A 14,220-nucleotide genomic window follows, 5' to 3' on the forward strand; every position below is an offset into this window, starting at 1 on the left:
ACGCCGCGACCTGTCTCCGAGCACCGCGCATGTAATCCTCCGCCTTCCGTAATCTGGCCTCCGGCAGCCGCGGCTCTCTACGTCGTTCCGAGCTGTACCTGCCGATCAACGACAATCCAGATGGCACGGCCGACTGCCAGCAGGTTCTCCTCATCACCGAACAACGCAGCTTCCGCGATGAGACGACGGCCTTCGCTGGCGATTTTCCAGGACGTCACCACGCATCGCTCGCCCGGACGTGGTCGCCCGTCGATGCGCACGGAAAGGCGCCCGAGCAAGATCGGCAAAGTACTAAAGTTTCCGGTCTCGGGGTCGCACTGCGATACATAGCCAGTCGGACAATCCAGCGCAGACCACACGAACTCAGGCGCAACCAGGCCATCGGCGGCGGCGAGAGAGGCGTCGGGCGTCCAGGGTACAGCAAAAGCCTTGCTGCCGTTTTGTCGGACCAGTGGTCCGGCGAAAAGCCGCAGCCCATCGCCCGGCGCGCGGTCAGGCCCGCAAACGAAGCACATCGGCAGCAGATGCTCGTGCGGCTTGACTGGGGTTCGTCTCTCGGCCTCAACCGCCTCGGCGTAGGTCGCCCTCTCGAGGCGGCTGACCTCCAGCGTTACGGCTCGGCCGATCGCTATTGTCGCCGTGCCCTGGCGAAGCTCCCACGCCCCCGTCTCGACCTCAACACAATCAAGCACCGTCTCCAGGGGTGGCGGAGCGCGCAAGGTCACTTCCGCGGCACCGGTGATTTGGCGCGCCAGCATCCCACAGACATAGCCGCCGTTGCCGGAATTCGGCGGACCACGAAAGCGACGCGGGATCATCATCGTCTGCATGCCATGCCGACTTTCCCGGACCACGCCTCTCCCCTATTGGGCACAGGCTATTATCCCAGACGTAGGTCCATGAAGGCCGGCCGGAGGTTCAAATCTCCTCGGTTGCACATTCCATGATCGGCGTCAGTTCGACTATGACGGCCTGCTGTCGAGAATCGCCTTCGGCGCTAGCGTGCCAGCAGAGACAGCGCGACACCGATCGCAATCAAGATCATCATGACCAGTGTCGGCCGCACAGGTGTAGGCGCCCCGGGTCGAAACGTCCGCAGGGTGGTGGCGACATACAGCATCGGGACGAGCGCGGCAGCCGAGATGGTCAGGATTGCCCACGGTGCCCAGCGCTCGCCCTCATGGAGCGCAAAACACAACCACAGCAAGGTAACACCAAGGGTAGCGAAGCCGCCCCCAATGATTTTTAGCATACCGAGAATGATTGCCTGAACTCCGGGATCGAGTTCAGCGAAGGGCTTTCCAGCCACGACGGCGTGATACGGCAAATATGCCTCGCGCCGCATGTACCTCACACCGAACAAAATCCCACCGAATGCAACAACAAGCACCGCCGCCAGCGCAACGTTCAACATTTTCGAATGCGAGCCCCGTTTAACTGGATGGTCGTATAGCGCACACGCGGCAACGTCTGCCATGGGGCCAAATGCGATCCCGGAGTGTATGGCCCTTTGACGCAAAGTGGACATTTGGGCTTTAGGACGAAGTCGGCCTCGGGCCCATGCGCGGAAGACAGCACTGGTGCCCGTACTCTTCCAACGTGATTGTTGCGCCGCACCAGCTGTGTGCTCGGGCGTATCCGTGGCCCGCAACGCCGACGTGCACAACTTTTCGGCGAGCTGCCCGCTAGGCAGGTTGCAGAATTCACGCTACGAATTGCGCGTGGTTATTTTGACCAATGGACGGCCTGTCCGTCCTGGAAAGGCATCATCATGAAATTGTCTTCAAGTGCTGTCGCTCCTTCGATCCTCGCTATATTCGCAACTGTTTTCCTGTGTGGCCCGGCATCGTCGCAAGGCTCGGCCACCAGCACGCTCCCCGGTGTCACGGTCAATGCGCCGGACCAGGCGGCAAGGCCCCATCATCCGCAACGGGGGTCGTCAAACACGGGGACATCCCGCAGGACAACCGGCACCTCAACCGCTCAAACGCCAGTGTTCGCGCCGAATACAACATTGGGGAGGCTTGCCAAGCTGGAGAGAGAAGCCCGCAGCTGCAACGGTGGTTGCGAGACAAGTTTCAGGGTCGGCAACGCCCCCTGGGTTGGATGTAGCCTTGCTGGCCAGGGAGGAGTTGATGGCAGCATGTTCTCACCAACGTGCACAGACACGCTCAGCTACAAGACTTACGCACAGTGCGTAGAGACCAAGGCTTTCCTTGGCGCGCAACCCAGAGAATCTCGGTGGATTTGCACCAGCCTGCTGGTCGGGGGCAAGTTGGCCGGCGAAAAGCAAGTCGCCGAAATCAAGCAATTGGGCACCCGATAGTCCACGCCGCTCGCCGGCTGCGCCCGAAGGCATAGGATAGCATGGCTCGAGGGATTTCGAGCCATGCGCAATGCGCGCTCAGGGTCAAATCGCGACCTCACGGGGGGCCGCTCTTTGCGCCGAGCGGACGTTTGGACTAAGCCGGAGTTCTGGGACGGCCCACTTGCAGACATTCTCCCTGCAGGCGGCTTCGCCGCACGCGGTCAGAAACCGAGCATGCGGAGCTGTTGTTTGCTGACCTGGTCGACCGGGTCGATCGACTGCGCCTTGCGAAAATCTGCGATCGCATCAGTGCGGCGCTGCTGTGCTTCATAGGTGAGGCCGCGGTTGTTGTAGGCCTCGACATAGGACGGATTGAGCTGGATCGCCTGCGTATAATCGGCAATCGCGTGGTTGCGGTCGCTCTTTAAAACGTAGGCTTTGCCTCGGGAGTTGAAAGCGTTGAAGTCCTTGGGATTGATCGCGATCGCCTGGTCATAGTCGGCGATCGCGTCATCGATCTTGCGCAGTCCCACTTTAGCATTGCCGCGGTTCCAATAAGCCACACCATTCCTTGGATTGATGCTGATCGACTGATTGTAGGCGGCGATCGCACGGCCATATTGTTTCGCGCCTTCGTAAGCGACGCCGAGACAATTGTATCCCCCGGAATTGCCGGGTTCGCGATTGATGGCCTCGCTGCAATCCGGAACGGCCAAATCGTACTGGAAATTGTTGCTGTAGGCGACGCCACGCGAGCTGTAGAGCCAAACCAGATTTGGATCGAGCCTGATGGCCTCGCTGTAGTCCGCGATCGCGGGCTCCCATCCGCCTTTTTTCGTGATCAACCTTTTTCTGAAGAGCGCTTGACCCCGTTGGCCAAAACCAAAGGCGTATTTCGGATCGATGGTCACCGCTTTGGTGAGATCGGCGACTGCCTGGTCGAATTCACCCTTTTCCATCCAGGCCATGCCGTGACGGGCATAGGCCCACGCGTCTTTGGGATCGCCGCTGATCGCCTCGGCGTGGTCGGCCAGAGCTGCGTCATATTCATGCAGACCGTAATAGGCGACGCCACGGTTGTTGTAGTCCCAGCCATACTTCGGATCGATCCTGATCGCCTCGGTGCAATCCGCGATGGCCGCGTCGTGGTCCTCTTTGCTCTCGTAAGCCTCACACCGGTGCGCAAAGGCCCAGGCATCCCTCGGGCTGAGCTTGATGGCCTCGCCGTAGTCGGCAACCGCGCGGTCGTAATCCTTCCTGTTGAACGCACCGCGTCCCCGGTTCCTGAAGGCCTCGAGGCGTGCCGCCATCGACTCGCTTGCATCGTCGATGATGCGGCTGCATGCCGTTTCCCCGATCTCGGGCTTGTCGGCGCTGGCGGCGCACCCGTCCCGATCGACCGGCGTCGCGGCCTGCACGGGCATCGCAGGCAGGAGCGCCGCGCAAAGGAGCAGTCCACCTGATCCACGCGCTGCCATGCTGTTCTCCTCCGTCAGGCGCGCCGGCGCGACACGTCCCGACGTGAGGACTTTAACCCCAACGGCGGGCTATCCGCCATCGGCAACCGATGTCCGCTATGGGCCCACGAGATGGACGCTTATCGCGTGGTGCGACCAAGCTGATCCACCACGGCCAGCCATAGTGCTATGGTCTCTGCTGACGAAGTCCTGTCGGCCGCTTCGGGACGCACGGCTGTATGTACCATCACCAGCTTGGTCCCAGGATCCACAAAGATCATCTGGCCGCGGATGCCGAGCAACACGAACCGGCGTTCGGCGCCGGGCAGTAGCCAGACCTGATAGCCATAGCCGTAGTACTTTGTGGCCACACCAGGTGCGAGATGGACGTCGGTTGAACTCACCGTCGTCGCATCAATCAGCCATTGGTGTGGAATGACCTCACGCCCATTCCACACGCCGTCATGCGCCAGCAGGCGTCCGAACCGGGCGTAGTCGCGCAACACGGCGTTAAAGCAGCAAAAGGTCACCTCCTGGCCGGTTCCGTCGATCGCCCATGAGGCATCGGCTTCGGTGCCGATCCGCTGCCATATCTTCTCTCTAAGGTAGTCTGCGACTGGAGCGCCGGTCACAGAGCGCAGGATGAGGCCAAGGATCTCGGTCTCGGAACTGGCGTAATGCCATCGCGTATCTGGCGGCGCCACGCGGGTATTGAACTGCGCGATGCTGACCACAGGGTCCTTGCCGGGCCGACCGAACAGATCGCGCCCGAGGCGCGCAATATCGTCCTGCCCGTCATACCGCTCTTCGAAGTTGACACCAGAGGACATGTGCAACAGCGCACGGATCGACGTCTTACCGTACTCAGTACCTGCAAGTCCGGGCACATAGGTCGCGGCGACGTCGTCGATCGATTTGATGACACCATCGGCCACAGCGATGCCGATCAGCATCGCAGTAATGGTCTTCGCCATCGACTGGGAGAGAAAGCGATCGTGGTCCGATCGCGCATATTGATAATGTTCGTACAAGATCGTGTCGTCCCTGGCGATCAGCAGTCCGGTCGTCGGCTGCCGGGCAAGATAATCCGCGATCGTGCGGCGCTCGCCGTCGAAGCTGTAGTAAATCTCGGGCTCGTTGGCGCGCTGAAACGACCAGGATGTGGCCGCACGTGCAACGATGCGCGCCGGCGTCAGTTCGTCGAAACGACTATAGGTCGCCACGAGATGCCGCATCTCTGCGCCGGTCGACAATGTGCCAAGGGGATATCCCTCGTCAGCGCCGTAAGCGGCCGCATCATGACCGGTGTTCGACAAGACCGGTCCGGCAGCGGCACGCTTGGTGGCTTCTTGCGCATTTGTGATGCCGAAGGTCGCGAGCACAACCATCGCGATGATCGAAACCCGCCCCGTTGCCCTGTTCATCGCCGCCTCCGCGTGTTGCGCTGCATTAGCGCAGCCCTTCCATCAAGAGCACGACTTACGAGATTGTCAAAATGCGACCAGCCGGAAAGGACCGCTTTTTCGCGTCGGTCCGGCGCTGGACGCATCAGCCCATGCTGCCCGGTATGAAACAGCGGACACGGGGGTGGCCGTCGATGTAGTGCTTCCAGACCATCGTCCGTCCGGCGAGGTTGGGTTGCGTGATGAGAGCGCCGTCTGGCACCAGAACCCATTCGCCATCGATGCGAACGCGATATCGCCCGCGATCGGACTCCCAATCCGGTTCGGAGACCACGTAAGCGTCGGAGTCCTCGCAACACTTCCCGAATTCGCTCTCCAGGCTCTCGAACCAGGGCTTTAGCGGGGAATTCGCGTAGCGGCCGTCGTCTCGCGCGAGCGCCGCGGTCGTGAGCAGCAGCAGCACACAGATCGGAGCAGTCGTCCGCCTCATCGCCAGCATGTCTTCGCCTCCGCGATCTGTCTCGGCTCAACGGAAGACTTCGAGGCCATAGAGTGGCCCTGAAGTGGTGTGCTCGATCTCGCATGCGCTCAGTCGGCGGTGCAAAGCTCCGCGCCAGTCGCGCCTGTTGGCAAGCTGGGCGGCGTTAAGCCAACGGTGGCTGGTTCTCGAATAGCGACCGTTGCCTGAGCCATTTTCATAGTCTTCGATCGCTGAGTGAGCACCGCAATCTGGTGAGGCGAAGCGGGCATACCGGCCAACACGAGCTTCGGTGTCGCTGAGCTCTCCTCGACATGGGCCGATCCCATCACCGCGACCTGGTGCGGGGAGATCGGAAAGCCCATGAGTTCGAAAGTCGGAAGGTTCAAGTTGCACGCGCCAGCCTTGTTGGTCCATGCGCCTCCGATGGCGGCGACGGCAATCGTGATTACAAATAGATTTTTCATGATGACATCCCTCCTGGATAGCAGAGATATTCGCACCACGATTTCCAAATCGACTTGGTTCAATTCGCCGGCCCTTCATGGGGCCGCGGACGCAGCATCTGATACGCCGTCATTCAGGGAAACGGCGGACTCCATGCGAGATCCTGGGAAATTTGCCCGACGTCGAACCAAACGGTATCGAGCAGCAGCCGGATGCTGTAATCTGCGGAAAGCAGTACGGACCCCTCGCCATGCGGAAGATGAGGATTCTTCGGCGCCGGCCGGTCATCGATCTCAAGTGGTCGCTATTGAGGCAAGTAGCGGCTGTGGCGCTACTCTGTTTTCTTGGCGGAGCGGCGATCTCCGTCTACCGAGCAGCAGAAGAGACGTTGAAGACCAATCAGGCTGTCGGCGATGCCCTTGGCAAATATCTGGAAGTACCGATTCTAGCCCAGCGCGAGCGGCGGACTCTCTTCGGAACACGCCTTGATCTGCAAAAGCGCTTTCGTTTCATGGATGGCTTTCTGGATCAGGCGATGAGCCCGGGTCAGTGCGTACAGTTCAAGGAAGTTGGGAAGGATGTCATCTCCAGCTGTCTGGGGTTTCAGACTCAGGTGGGCGCGGCACCGGCATGGTTTTCGGCCGTCTATCAGTGGGCGGTCGGCAGCCGTATGACTTACAGCCGTCCTGTCGCGCAGCAGGGTCCCGTACTTGGCACGGTCGTCGTCAGCTCGGACCCATCAGTCGTGACAGCGCGTGCCTGGTCCGATATCTCGCGAATGCTCGGCCTCTCCGCAGCGACGATCGGCGCACTTGGCATTCTGGTGTATTTCGTCGTCGAGCGCGCACTGCGGCCGACGAGAGATGTCGTTAGCGGCCTCAACAGGTTGGCTGCGGGTGATCTGAAGTGCCGTCTCCCGCCATTTCGACTTGCCGAGCTGCAAAGAATACGCGGCGTCTTCAACGATCTGGCGAACACTCTGGAAGTCGCGACCTCCGAGCGCGCCGAGCTTGCGCGACGTCTGGTGGAAGCCCGCGAGCAGGAAAGGCGTCACCTCGCACGGGTGCTTCATGACGAGCTGGCCCAGAGCCTCAGTGCCATGAGTGCGACGGCAGCCTCGATCAAGTTCACGGCCACGACTGACTGTCCATCTCTCGTTGCCGAAGCTCAGGCCCTGACGGAAACTGCTGGCAACATCATGAAGGGGCTTCGCAGGACCGTGCAGGAGTTGAGACTGCAGGAGATCGACGACGTCGGCCTGCTCACGAGCCTTGAAGGGCTAATCGGCGATCATAATCGCCGCGGTTGCGGGAAGACCCGATTCTCTCTCGAGACGCACGGCGACCTCGATGCGCTCCCCCCGGCGATCACCGTTCACGTCTTCTATATCGTTCAGGAGGGTCTCACAAACGCGGCGAAGCATGCGCAGGCGGCCAACGTGCGCGCCGTGGTGCGCATCGACCTTGCGCAAGTCGGTGCGCCAAGGTCCGACGCTGGCATAGTCGAGGCTACGGTTGAAGACGACGGTGCTGGATTAGCGCCTGAGATCAGGAGAGAGACTGGTTTTGGCCTCGGGCTGATCGGGATTCGCGAGAGAACGCTCGCGCTGGGCGGGCAGATGAAAGTCGTGTCGAGGCCCGAGAAGGGCCTCATCCTCAGTGCCATCATTCCTGTTGCGACTACCGAGGGTGCAGCATCATGACGCCGCGAAGCATCAGTGTCCTGCTCGTCGATGACCACGCGGTCGTGCGTGAGGGATACCGTCGGCTTCTCGAGAAGCATGAAGGCATTACCGTCGTCGCCGAGGCCGCCGATGCGGCGAGCGCCTATCAAGCCTACAAGAGCAGCAAGCCCGATGTCGTGGTGATGGACGTGTCGCTGCCAGGTCGCGGCGGTATCGATGCTATTCGCCAGATACGTCAGTGGGATCCAGCAGCGCGCCTGCTGGTTTTCACCATGCATTTGAGCGCGACATTCGCTCTCCAGGCCTTCAGGGCCGGTGCAAAGGGCTTTGTCACAAAGAGCAGCCCGCCCGAGTTGCTCGTCAGCGCAGTACGTGACGCGGCTGCCGGCCGTATGACAATCTGCCCCGAGGTCAGCGAAGCCCTGGCGAGAAGCCGCTTGCAGGACGATGCAAGCCTCATTGATACCTTGTCCCCACGTGAATTCGAGATCCTGCGCATGCTGCTCGCCGGCCGGTCGGCCGAGGAAATAGCCGCCGCATTCAATCTCAGTCCGAAAACCGTCTCGAATTACCACTACGCCATCAAATCGAAGCTCAGCGTCTCTTCCGATGTCGAGCTCGTGCTTTTTGGCCTGCGAGGCGGATTGATAACGCAAGTCGAGGAACGCGAGCACGAGGACAATTTCCGATCTGCCTAACCGCGGATGGCCGCTGTTTTAGACTCATGAGAGACGCCACGCAGGCGTCAGCGAATGATCCCTTTCCGGAAATCTCCAAACTGAAGAAACAGTGGCGCACTGAGGCTTAGCTATGCCCGTGCGGACCGCAGCCAGCGCGGCTACTCTTGCTGCACAGGCTCTCGATGTAATTGCACCGAGAACAATGTTACTATTGCACCGAGACATTATTCGGATCAATCTAGCGACACAAACTCGATTGCACGTTGCAATTGGCCTGCGGTCGCCCGGACGCGCCAATGACACGGCGATCGCGGAGACGAGCACATGGATCTGACGGTCACTACATTTCTCGTCGCGTTTGCCGGCGTGTTCCTGATCTGCTTCATGAAGGGCGCCTTCGGCGGCGGGTTCTCCATCGTGGGCATTCCGCTGTTGTCGTTCGTGATGGACCCGGTCACCGCCGGAGGCCTACTCGCACCGCTGTTCATCGCGATGGATTTGTTCGCGCTTCGCTACTGGAAACCTTCGACCTGGTCGAAGCCGGACCTTGCGCTTTTGCTACCCGGCCTCGTGACGGGCATCGGGCTCGGCTATCTGCTGTTCCGCGTGCTGGACCATCGTGCCGTCGCGATTGTGATGGCGGTCGTGACTTTGGTCTTTGTCGGCCTATGGCTTTTGAGTGCGTCGAAGGTGACTGGTCAACCTCGTTCGTCGCCGAAGGCGGTTGCTGCCGGTCTCGCCTCGGGTGTCACCACCATGGTCGCGCATTCCGGCGGTCCGCCGCTTGCGATGTATCTGCTGCCGCTCGGCCTCACCAAGGAAGTCTACGCCGGAACGACGAGCCTCTTCTTCACGGTTGGCAACGCAACCAAGGCAGTGCCGTGGCTGCTCCTGGTAAGGCCGAGCGGCAACGTCTGGATCGTGATGGCGGCATGCCTGCTCGCCATTCCCAGCGGCGTCTGGCTGGGCTGGCGCCTCCACGGCAAGCTGGACCAGCAGCAAATTTACCGGGCCTGCTACGGATTGCTGCTCGTCACGGCATTGAAGCTGCTGTGGGACGGAGTGTCCGGCTATCTCGCGTAAATCGAGAGAGGACGTTCAACCCGGAATCATCGAGGTGGCCCGTTGTAGCCGCTTGCGGCCTCGACGTCCGGTTAGCCGGGATTTGGCGCAGTCGAAAATGACCGACCGCGGATCGTGGACGAGCAGCGTCAGGATCAGAGTGCAAAGACACTGGCGCCGACGCTACGTCCGATCTTCAGTTTCGTCATTGCCCTCGAGCTTCTTGCGCAGCGCCGTGACGAGGCGGTGGACCGTTTGCAGGTCCTTGACCGAAAGCCCTTCCGAGAGGTCGTTGATCCACGGGGCCTGCAAAGCCATCGCGGCCTCGAAAGTGCGCCTTCCCTTGTCAGTCAGGACCACAAGTTGTGCGCGCCGGTGATGCGGGTTGGCCTCGAATGCCAAAAGCCCTTCAGCGTGAAGATCGTTGACGATCCGCTGCACGTTTTGCCTGTTGGCACCGAGGTCGCGGGCGAGCCATGCGACCGGCTGCGCTCGCTCCGCGTGCACGATGGCGCCGAGGATCTGCCAACGGGCACTCGTGAGCCCGAGTGAGGCGACCAGGCGGTCACCTGCGGTCAGGACCAGGCTATTCAGCCGGAACAGGTCAAGCATGAGGTTGCTCAGGGCATCGCCAGCAGGCGTTCGTCGGGATCTCAACATCCGTCACCATAATCTTTATTGACATCATAATGCCAAATTAGCACTCTAAGTACAATACCGCATCATGCGACCACAGAACGGAGACCTTTCATGTCGCACCTGCGCACACTGGATCCCGCGTTTCCGATTGAACGTCAGCTCGGCATCGATACCAGCCCTGTCGTGCTCGTGAATCTGTTCACGCTCGACAAAGCCGATGAGGAAACATTCCTCCAGGTCTGGCAAGACGATGCTGCCTTCATGAAGCGGCAGCCGGGTTTCATCGCCACCCAGCTTCATCGCGCGATCGGTGAAAGCCCGACCTATCTGAACTACGCCGTCTGGGAATCGACCGCCCACTTCCGGGCTGCCTTCACGCATCCCGAGTTCCGATCCAAGATCTCGGCCTATCCCTCTTCCGCCGTAGCTTCTCCGCACCTGTTCCAGAAGGTCGCGGTGCCCGGCATCTGCGTCGCGTAGCTCGCCCGGCAAACGCCTGAAGGCCCACGACCCCTTGATTCAAGAACGGCTGAGGAGTCGCACTGCGAAGCTCCTCCAAAGAAGAGAAGTATGTGTCGGGAACTGCCCCGCCCGTTCGTCCTCTGGCCACAAAGTGCAGGAACCGGAAACTTGTCGTCGGCTTCACGCAATTGCACGGAGACTTCCCGTGATCCCTGTCATTACCGCCTTCGAAAGGTCACCCGACCGCGGCAGAGGACAAGCACGCGACATGCGTGTTCGGTGGGCGCTCGAAGAAGTGGGCCAACCTTACGACGTTCGTCTCGTCTCGTTCAGCGAGATGAAGGAGACCGTGCATCGTGCGCTTCATCCGTTCGGGCAGATTCCAACCTACGAAGAAGGCGGTCTTGCCCTGTTCGAGTCGGGGGCGATCGTGCTCCATATCGCGGAGCGCCATGGTGGACTGCTGCCAGACGATGCGCATGGCCGAGCGCGCGCGATCACATGGATGTTTGCCGCGCTTAACACGCTGGAGCCGCCGATCGTTGATCGGGCAATTACCATACTCGTGGAGCGCGGCGAGACCTGGTACGAGCAGCGCTTGCCTATCGTCGAGGATCGCATCCGTGTCCGGCTTGCCGAACTTTCCGGTCGCCTGGGGAATTCCGATTGGCTCGATGGTGCATTCAGCGCCGGCGACCTTCTGATGGTGACCGTGCTGCGCCGGTTGAATGGATCGGACATTCTGGACGAATATCCGAACCTCTCCGCCTATGTGGCCCGCGGCGAAGCGCGTCCGGCCTTCGGGCGTGCTTTCGATGCTCAATTGGCGGTGTTCAACGCCGCATCGACTGGCTGATGAGGCCGCTCAGGCTGCCTGCTTCTTCTTCGGCTTCGGCTTGGCCGCCTTCGGCATCGGCGCCGGCTCTGGGCTGCCCTCGATCGAAGACAGGCGGCCAGCGGTAAACGTGTAGATGCCGGCACGTGGACCGGTCGCCCAGGTGATCACGGCAACGCGCCTGCCGGCGGCATCATTGGAGAGATTGACGCCCGACGGCGCCCCGATGCCGCGCACCACATCGCATTCGGTGTGACCGAGCGCGACTGTGCCGCCCGGCTGCGCCGAAGGCGCGGTCGAGGCATTGGCGTCGGTGGGCGCACCCGCGGGCGCCATGCCCGGGCAAGCACCATCTGCGCTGACCAGATCCTCCGCCGTCACGGGCTTGTCGGGGGTCAGCGGCGGCGATTCGATCGAGATGTTCTTGATGAAGAGCCGGGCCGGCTTGTTGAACCACTCGGCATCCTTCGACAGCAGTTCCGAGCTGCTCGAGCAGGCCGCCATCAGCGGCGCAACGGCGCACAACGCCAACACAAGCGTCGAAGGAAGCTTTTGATGTCGCACGATAAACTCGAATCCCCGCGTTAAGGGCCAGCCCTAAACGATTGTCCCAACATCACTTTGCGGCACGACCGTGGCTAGAGGTCAGCATTACCCCAAAAGCCGCAAATTATCATTAATTTGACAGCCAACCGCTAATTGCGCCGCTGCCACCGGCCCCGCTCGTCAGCCTGCCAATAGGTGACATCAAATCCGCGCGTCTTGCAATCCGTCCAGGCGCTGCGCGCAAGCGCGAGCGCATCGGGATCGTCGCCATTGAACAGGAGCACCATGCGCTCATAGCGTTCCGAATCCTGAGGCAGCGCGGCGTTGTCGATCAGGAAGCGGACATTGGCGCCGTTGGGATTGCCCTCTTCGACCGCCAGCACGATCGGTTGCTCGGCGGCGTCGCCGACTCGCCATGTCGCGTGCGGCAGGAAGGAATCGTCGCGATAGGTCCATAAATGCGCGTCGAGCGCATCGGCGCGTTCCTCCGAGGTCGACTGCACCACGACGCGCCAGCCGCGCTCGAGTGATTTCTCGATCAGCGGCGGCAACACGTTCTCCACCGTCATGTTTTGCAGATGGTAGAAGAGCACTTCGGTCATTTGCGCTCATAGTGGTCGGCGACCAGACGGTCCAGGAGCCGCACCCCGTAGCCGGAGCCCCAGCTCTGGTTGATGTCGGTTTTCGGCGCGCCCATGGCGGTGCCGGCGATGTCGAGATGCGCCCAGGGCGTGCCGTCGACGAAGCGCTGCAGAAACTGCGCGGCGGTGATCGAGCCGCCGTGGCGACCGCCGGTATTCTTCATGTCGGCGAACTGTGAATCAATCAGCTTGTCGTATTCGGGCCCGAGCGGCATGCGCCAGACTTTTTCGCCGCTCTCGATGCCGGCCGTCAGGAGGCGTTCGGCGAGCTCGTCATTGTTGGAGAACATGCCGGCATGCTCGGTGCCGAGCGCGACCATGATCGCGCCGGTGAGCGTGGCGAGATCCACCATGAATTTCGGCTTCACTCTCTTGGCGACGTACCAGAGCACGTCGGCCAGCACGAGGCGTCCCTCGGCGTCCGTGTTGATGATCTCGATGGTCTGGCCCGACATCGAGGTGACGATGTCGCCGGGACGCTGCGCGTTGCCGTCGGGCATGTTCTCGACGAGACCGATGGCGCCGACCGCGTTGACCTTTGCCTTGCGCGCCGCGAGCGCGTGCATCAGGCCGACGACGCAGGCCGCTCCCCCCATGTCGCCCTTCATGTCCTCCATGCTGCCGGCCGGCTTGATCGAGATGCCGCCGGTGTCGAAGCAGACGCCCTTGCCGACGAAGGCGACCGGAGCCTCGCCCTTCTTCCCGCCGTCCCAGCGCATGATCACGGTGCGGCTCGGCCGCGCCGAGCCCTGTCCGACGCCGAGCAGCGCGCCCATGCCGAGCTTGTGCATCGCCTTGACGTCGAGCACCTCCACCTTGACGCCGAGCTTGCGGAGCTGGCTCGCACGCCGCGCGAACTCCTCCGGGAAGAGCACGTTCGGCGGCTCGTTGACAAGATCGCGCGCGATGATCACGCCGTCGACGACATGGCCCGCCGGCGTGAAGGCCTTTTTCGCAGCAGCCAGGTCAGCGACGGCGAACGCGACGTCGGCGCGCAAAGCACCGCCCTCCTCGCCGTCCTTCTTCTTCGTCTTGTAACGATCGAACTTATAGGCGCGCAGCCGGAGGCCCGAGGCGATCGCGACCGTCTGTTCCGCGGTCATGGAGCCGTCAGGCAGTTCGGCCATGATGGTCATGGCGCTCGCGCCAGCCTTCAGCTTGCCGGCCGTCACACCACCGAACTTCAGAAAATCGTTGAGCTTGAGGGCCGAAGCCTTGCCAGCGCCGATCACAATCAGGCGGTCGGCCTTCAGCCCCTCGGGAGCCAGGATGTCGAGCGCGGCGCCCGTCTTGCCCTTGAACTGGCTCGCCTCGGCGGCCCGCTTCACCAGGTCCGCTGGCGATCCGAGCGCCTTGGCGGTTGCTGGGCCGAATCGCAGGCCGTCGTCGCAAAATGCCACCAGCGTGCCGCGCGGGGCGGCGGAAAACGGAACGAAGCCGACCTTGACGGCGTCGGACATGGATAACTCCTCCAAAAGACGGGACTTTTGCCGCTCCTCAGGCACCCCCTGAGAGTACCGGCTGAACCGCGATTCACTGATCCGGCACGCACTATGACCCGTCCGCACCGCGCATGCC

Annotated in this window: 15 protein-coding genes; 5 read left to right on the forward strand and 10 right to left on the reverse strand. The window is 61.6% G+C overall.

Annotated features, from left to right (window positions below; translation table 11 throughout):
* Positions 1-77 precede the first annotated feature (77 nt).
* From SO180_RS09480 to SO180_RS09505, 6 genes are all read right to left on the reverse strand, one after another.
* On the reverse strand, positions 78-830 hold the full coding sequence (locus SO180_RS09480) for a hotdog family protein (RefSeq protein WP_449378540.1): 753 nt from the start codon (positions 828-830) through the stop codon (positions 78-80).
* A 167-nt stretch (positions 831-997) separates the two neighbouring features.
* A complete protein-coding gene (locus SO180_RS09485; protein WP_449378541.1) occupies positions 998-1,477 on the reverse strand; it encodes a hypothetical protein in 480 nt (159 codons plus the stop codon).
* A gap of 1,052 nt (positions 1,478-2,529) precedes the next feature.
* Positions 2,530-3,786: a tetratricopeptide repeat protein gene (locus SO180_RS09490; RefSeq protein WP_449378542.1), complete on the reverse strand. Its 1,257-nt coding sequence runs from the start codon at positions 3,784-3,786 to the stop codon at positions 2,530-2,532.
* Positions 3,787-3,905: 119 nt separating this feature from the next.
* Positions 3,906-5,153, reverse strand: coding sequence for a serine hydrolase domain-containing protein (locus tag SO180_RS09495; protein ID WP_449378543.1), 1,248 nt, complete (start codon positions 5,151-5,153; stop codon positions 3,906-3,908).
* A gap of 160 nt (positions 5,154-5,313) precedes the next feature.
* The gene (locus tag SO180_RS09500) at positions 5,314-5,667 is read right to left on the reverse strand and encodes a hypothetical protein (protein WP_449378544.1); all 354 of its coding nucleotides are present in this window, start codon (positions 5,665-5,667) and stop codon (positions 5,314-5,316) included.
* Positions 5,668-5,756: 89 nt separating this feature from the next.
* On the reverse strand, positions 5,757-6,113 hold the full coding sequence (locus tag SO180_RS09505) for a hypothetical protein (protein ID WP_449378545.1): 357 nt from the start codon (positions 6,111-6,113) through the stop codon (positions 5,757-5,759).
* 152 nt (positions 6,114-6,265) lie between these two features.
* Between SO180_RS09505 and SO180_RS09510 the strand changes: the two genes are divergently transcribed.
* From SO180_RS09510 to SO180_RS09520, 3 genes are all read left to right on the forward strand, one after another.
* Positions 6,266-7,795, forward strand: a complete 1,530-nt coding sequence (locus tag SO180_RS09510; protein WP_449378546.1) for a HAMP domain-containing sensor histidine kinase — start codon at positions 6,266-6,268, stop codon at positions 7,793-7,795.
* Positions 7,792-8,475 (forward strand): response regulator, encoded by a 684-nt coding sequence (locus SO180_RS09515; RefSeq protein ID WP_449378547.1) that lies wholly within the window; start codon positions 7,792-7,794, stop codon positions 8,473-8,475. Before SO180_RS09510 ends, SO180_RS09515 begins: the two co-directional genes overlap by 4 nt.
* Positions 8,476-8,781: 306 nt before the next feature.
* On the forward strand, positions 8,782-9,540 hold the full coding sequence (locus tag SO180_RS09520) for a sulfite exporter TauE/SafE family protein (RefSeq protein ID WP_449378548.1): 759 nt from the start codon (positions 8,782-8,784) through the stop codon (positions 9,538-9,540).
* A gap of 162 nt (positions 9,541-9,702) precedes the next feature.
* On the opposite strand, the gene SO180_RS09525 is transcribed toward SO180_RS09520, so the two are convergent.
* Complete coding sequence (locus tag SO180_RS09525) at positions 9,703-10,179, reverse strand: MarR family winged helix-turn-helix transcriptional regulator (protein WP_449378549.1); 477 nt, start codon at positions 10,177-10,179, stop codon at positions 9,703-9,705.
* Between the two features lie 90 nt (positions 10,180-10,269).
* Here SO180_RS09525 and SO180_RS09530 point away from each other — a divergent pair, with 90 nt between their 5' ends.
* Complete coding sequence (locus SO180_RS09530; RefSeq protein ID WP_449378550.1) at positions 10,270-10,638, forward strand: antibiotic biosynthesis monooxygenase family protein; 369 nt, start codon at positions 10,270-10,272, stop codon at positions 10,636-10,638.
* Between the two features lie 187 nt (positions 10,639-10,825).
* On the forward strand, positions 10,826-11,476 hold the full coding sequence (locus SO180_RS09535; protein ID WP_449378551.1) for a glutathione S-transferase family protein: 651 nt from the start codon (positions 10,826-10,828) through the stop codon (positions 11,474-11,476).
* Positions 11,477-11,485: 9 nt separating this feature from the next.
* Here SO180_RS09535 and SO180_RS09540 read toward each other — a convergent pair whose 3' ends face one another.
* The 3 genes from SO180_RS09540 to SO180_RS09550 all read right to left on the reverse strand — a co-directional run bounded on the left by SO180_RS09540 (position 11,486) and on the right by SO180_RS09550 (position 14,102).
* On the reverse strand, positions 11,486-11,980 hold the full coding sequence (locus SO180_RS09540) for a hypothetical protein (protein WP_449378629.1): 495 nt from the start codon (positions 11,978-11,980) through the stop codon (positions 11,486-11,488).
* 170 nt (positions 11,981-12,150) lie between these two features.
* Positions 12,151-12,603, reverse strand: coding sequence for a DNA polymerase III subunit chi (locus SO180_RS09545; RefSeq protein WP_449378552.1), 453 nt, complete (start codon positions 12,601-12,603; stop codon positions 12,151-12,153).
* Complete coding sequence (locus tag SO180_RS09550; RefSeq protein ID WP_449378553.1) at positions 12,600-14,102, reverse strand: leucyl aminopeptidase; 1,503 nt, start codon at positions 14,100-14,102, stop codon at positions 12,600-12,602. Before SO180_RS09550 ends, SO180_RS09545 begins: the two co-directional genes overlap by 4 nt.
* Between the last annotated feature and the right edge of the window lie 118 nt (positions 14,103-14,220).

It is taken from the genome of Bradyrhizobium sp. UFLA05-112 (assembly GCF_053572325.1).

Excerpts from the sequence above, each read along its gene's own strand:
- SO180_RS09480 (WP_449378540.1), bottom strand. The coding sequence starts at position 830 with ATGCAGACGATGATGATCCCGCGTCGCTTTCGTGGTCCGCCGAATTCC.
- SO180_RS09485 (WP_449378541.1), bottom strand. The coding sequence starts at position 1,477 with ATGGCAGACGTTGCCGCGTGTGCGCTATACGACCATCCAGTTAAACGG.
- SO180_RS09490 (WP_449378542.1), bottom strand. The coding sequence starts at position 3,786 with ATGGCAGCGCGTGGATCAGGTGGACTGCTCCTTTGCGCGGCGCTCCTG.
- SO180_RS09495 (WP_449378543.1), bottom strand. The coding sequence starts at position 5,153 with ATGGTTGTGCTCGCGACCTTCGGCATCACAAATGCGCAAGAAGCCACC.
- SO180_RS09500 (WP_449378544.1), bottom strand. The coding sequence starts at position 5,667 with ATGCTGGCGATGAGGCGGACGACTGCTCCGATCTGTGTGCTGCTGCTG.
- SO180_RS09505 (WP_449378545.1), bottom strand. The coding sequence starts at position 6,113 with ATGAAAAATCTATTTGTAATCACGATTGCCGTCGCCGCCATCGGAGGC.
- SO180_RS09515 (WP_449378547.1), top strand. The coding sequence starts at position 7,792 with ATGACGCCGCGAAGCATCAGTGTCCTGCTCGTCGATGACCACGCGGTC.
- SO180_RS09520 (WP_449378548.1), top strand. The coding sequence starts at position 8,782 with ATGGATCTGACGGTCACTACATTTCTCGTCGCGTTTGCCGGCGTGTTC.
- SO180_RS09525 (WP_449378549.1), bottom strand. The coding sequence starts at position 10,179 with ATGTTGAGATCCCGACGAACGCCTGCTGGCGATGCCCTGAGCAACCTC.
- SO180_RS09530 (WP_449378550.1), top strand. The coding sequence starts at position 10,270 with ATGTCGCACCTGCGCACACTGGATCCCGCGTTTCCGATTGAACGTCAG.
- SO180_RS09545 (WP_449378552.1), bottom strand. The coding sequence starts at position 12,603 with ATGACCGAAGTGCTCTTCTACCATCTGCAAAACATGACGGTGGAGAAC.
- SO180_RS09550 (WP_449378553.1), bottom strand. The coding sequence starts at position 14,102 with ATGTCCGACGCCGTCAAGGTCGGCTTCGTTCCGTTTTCCGCCGCCCCG.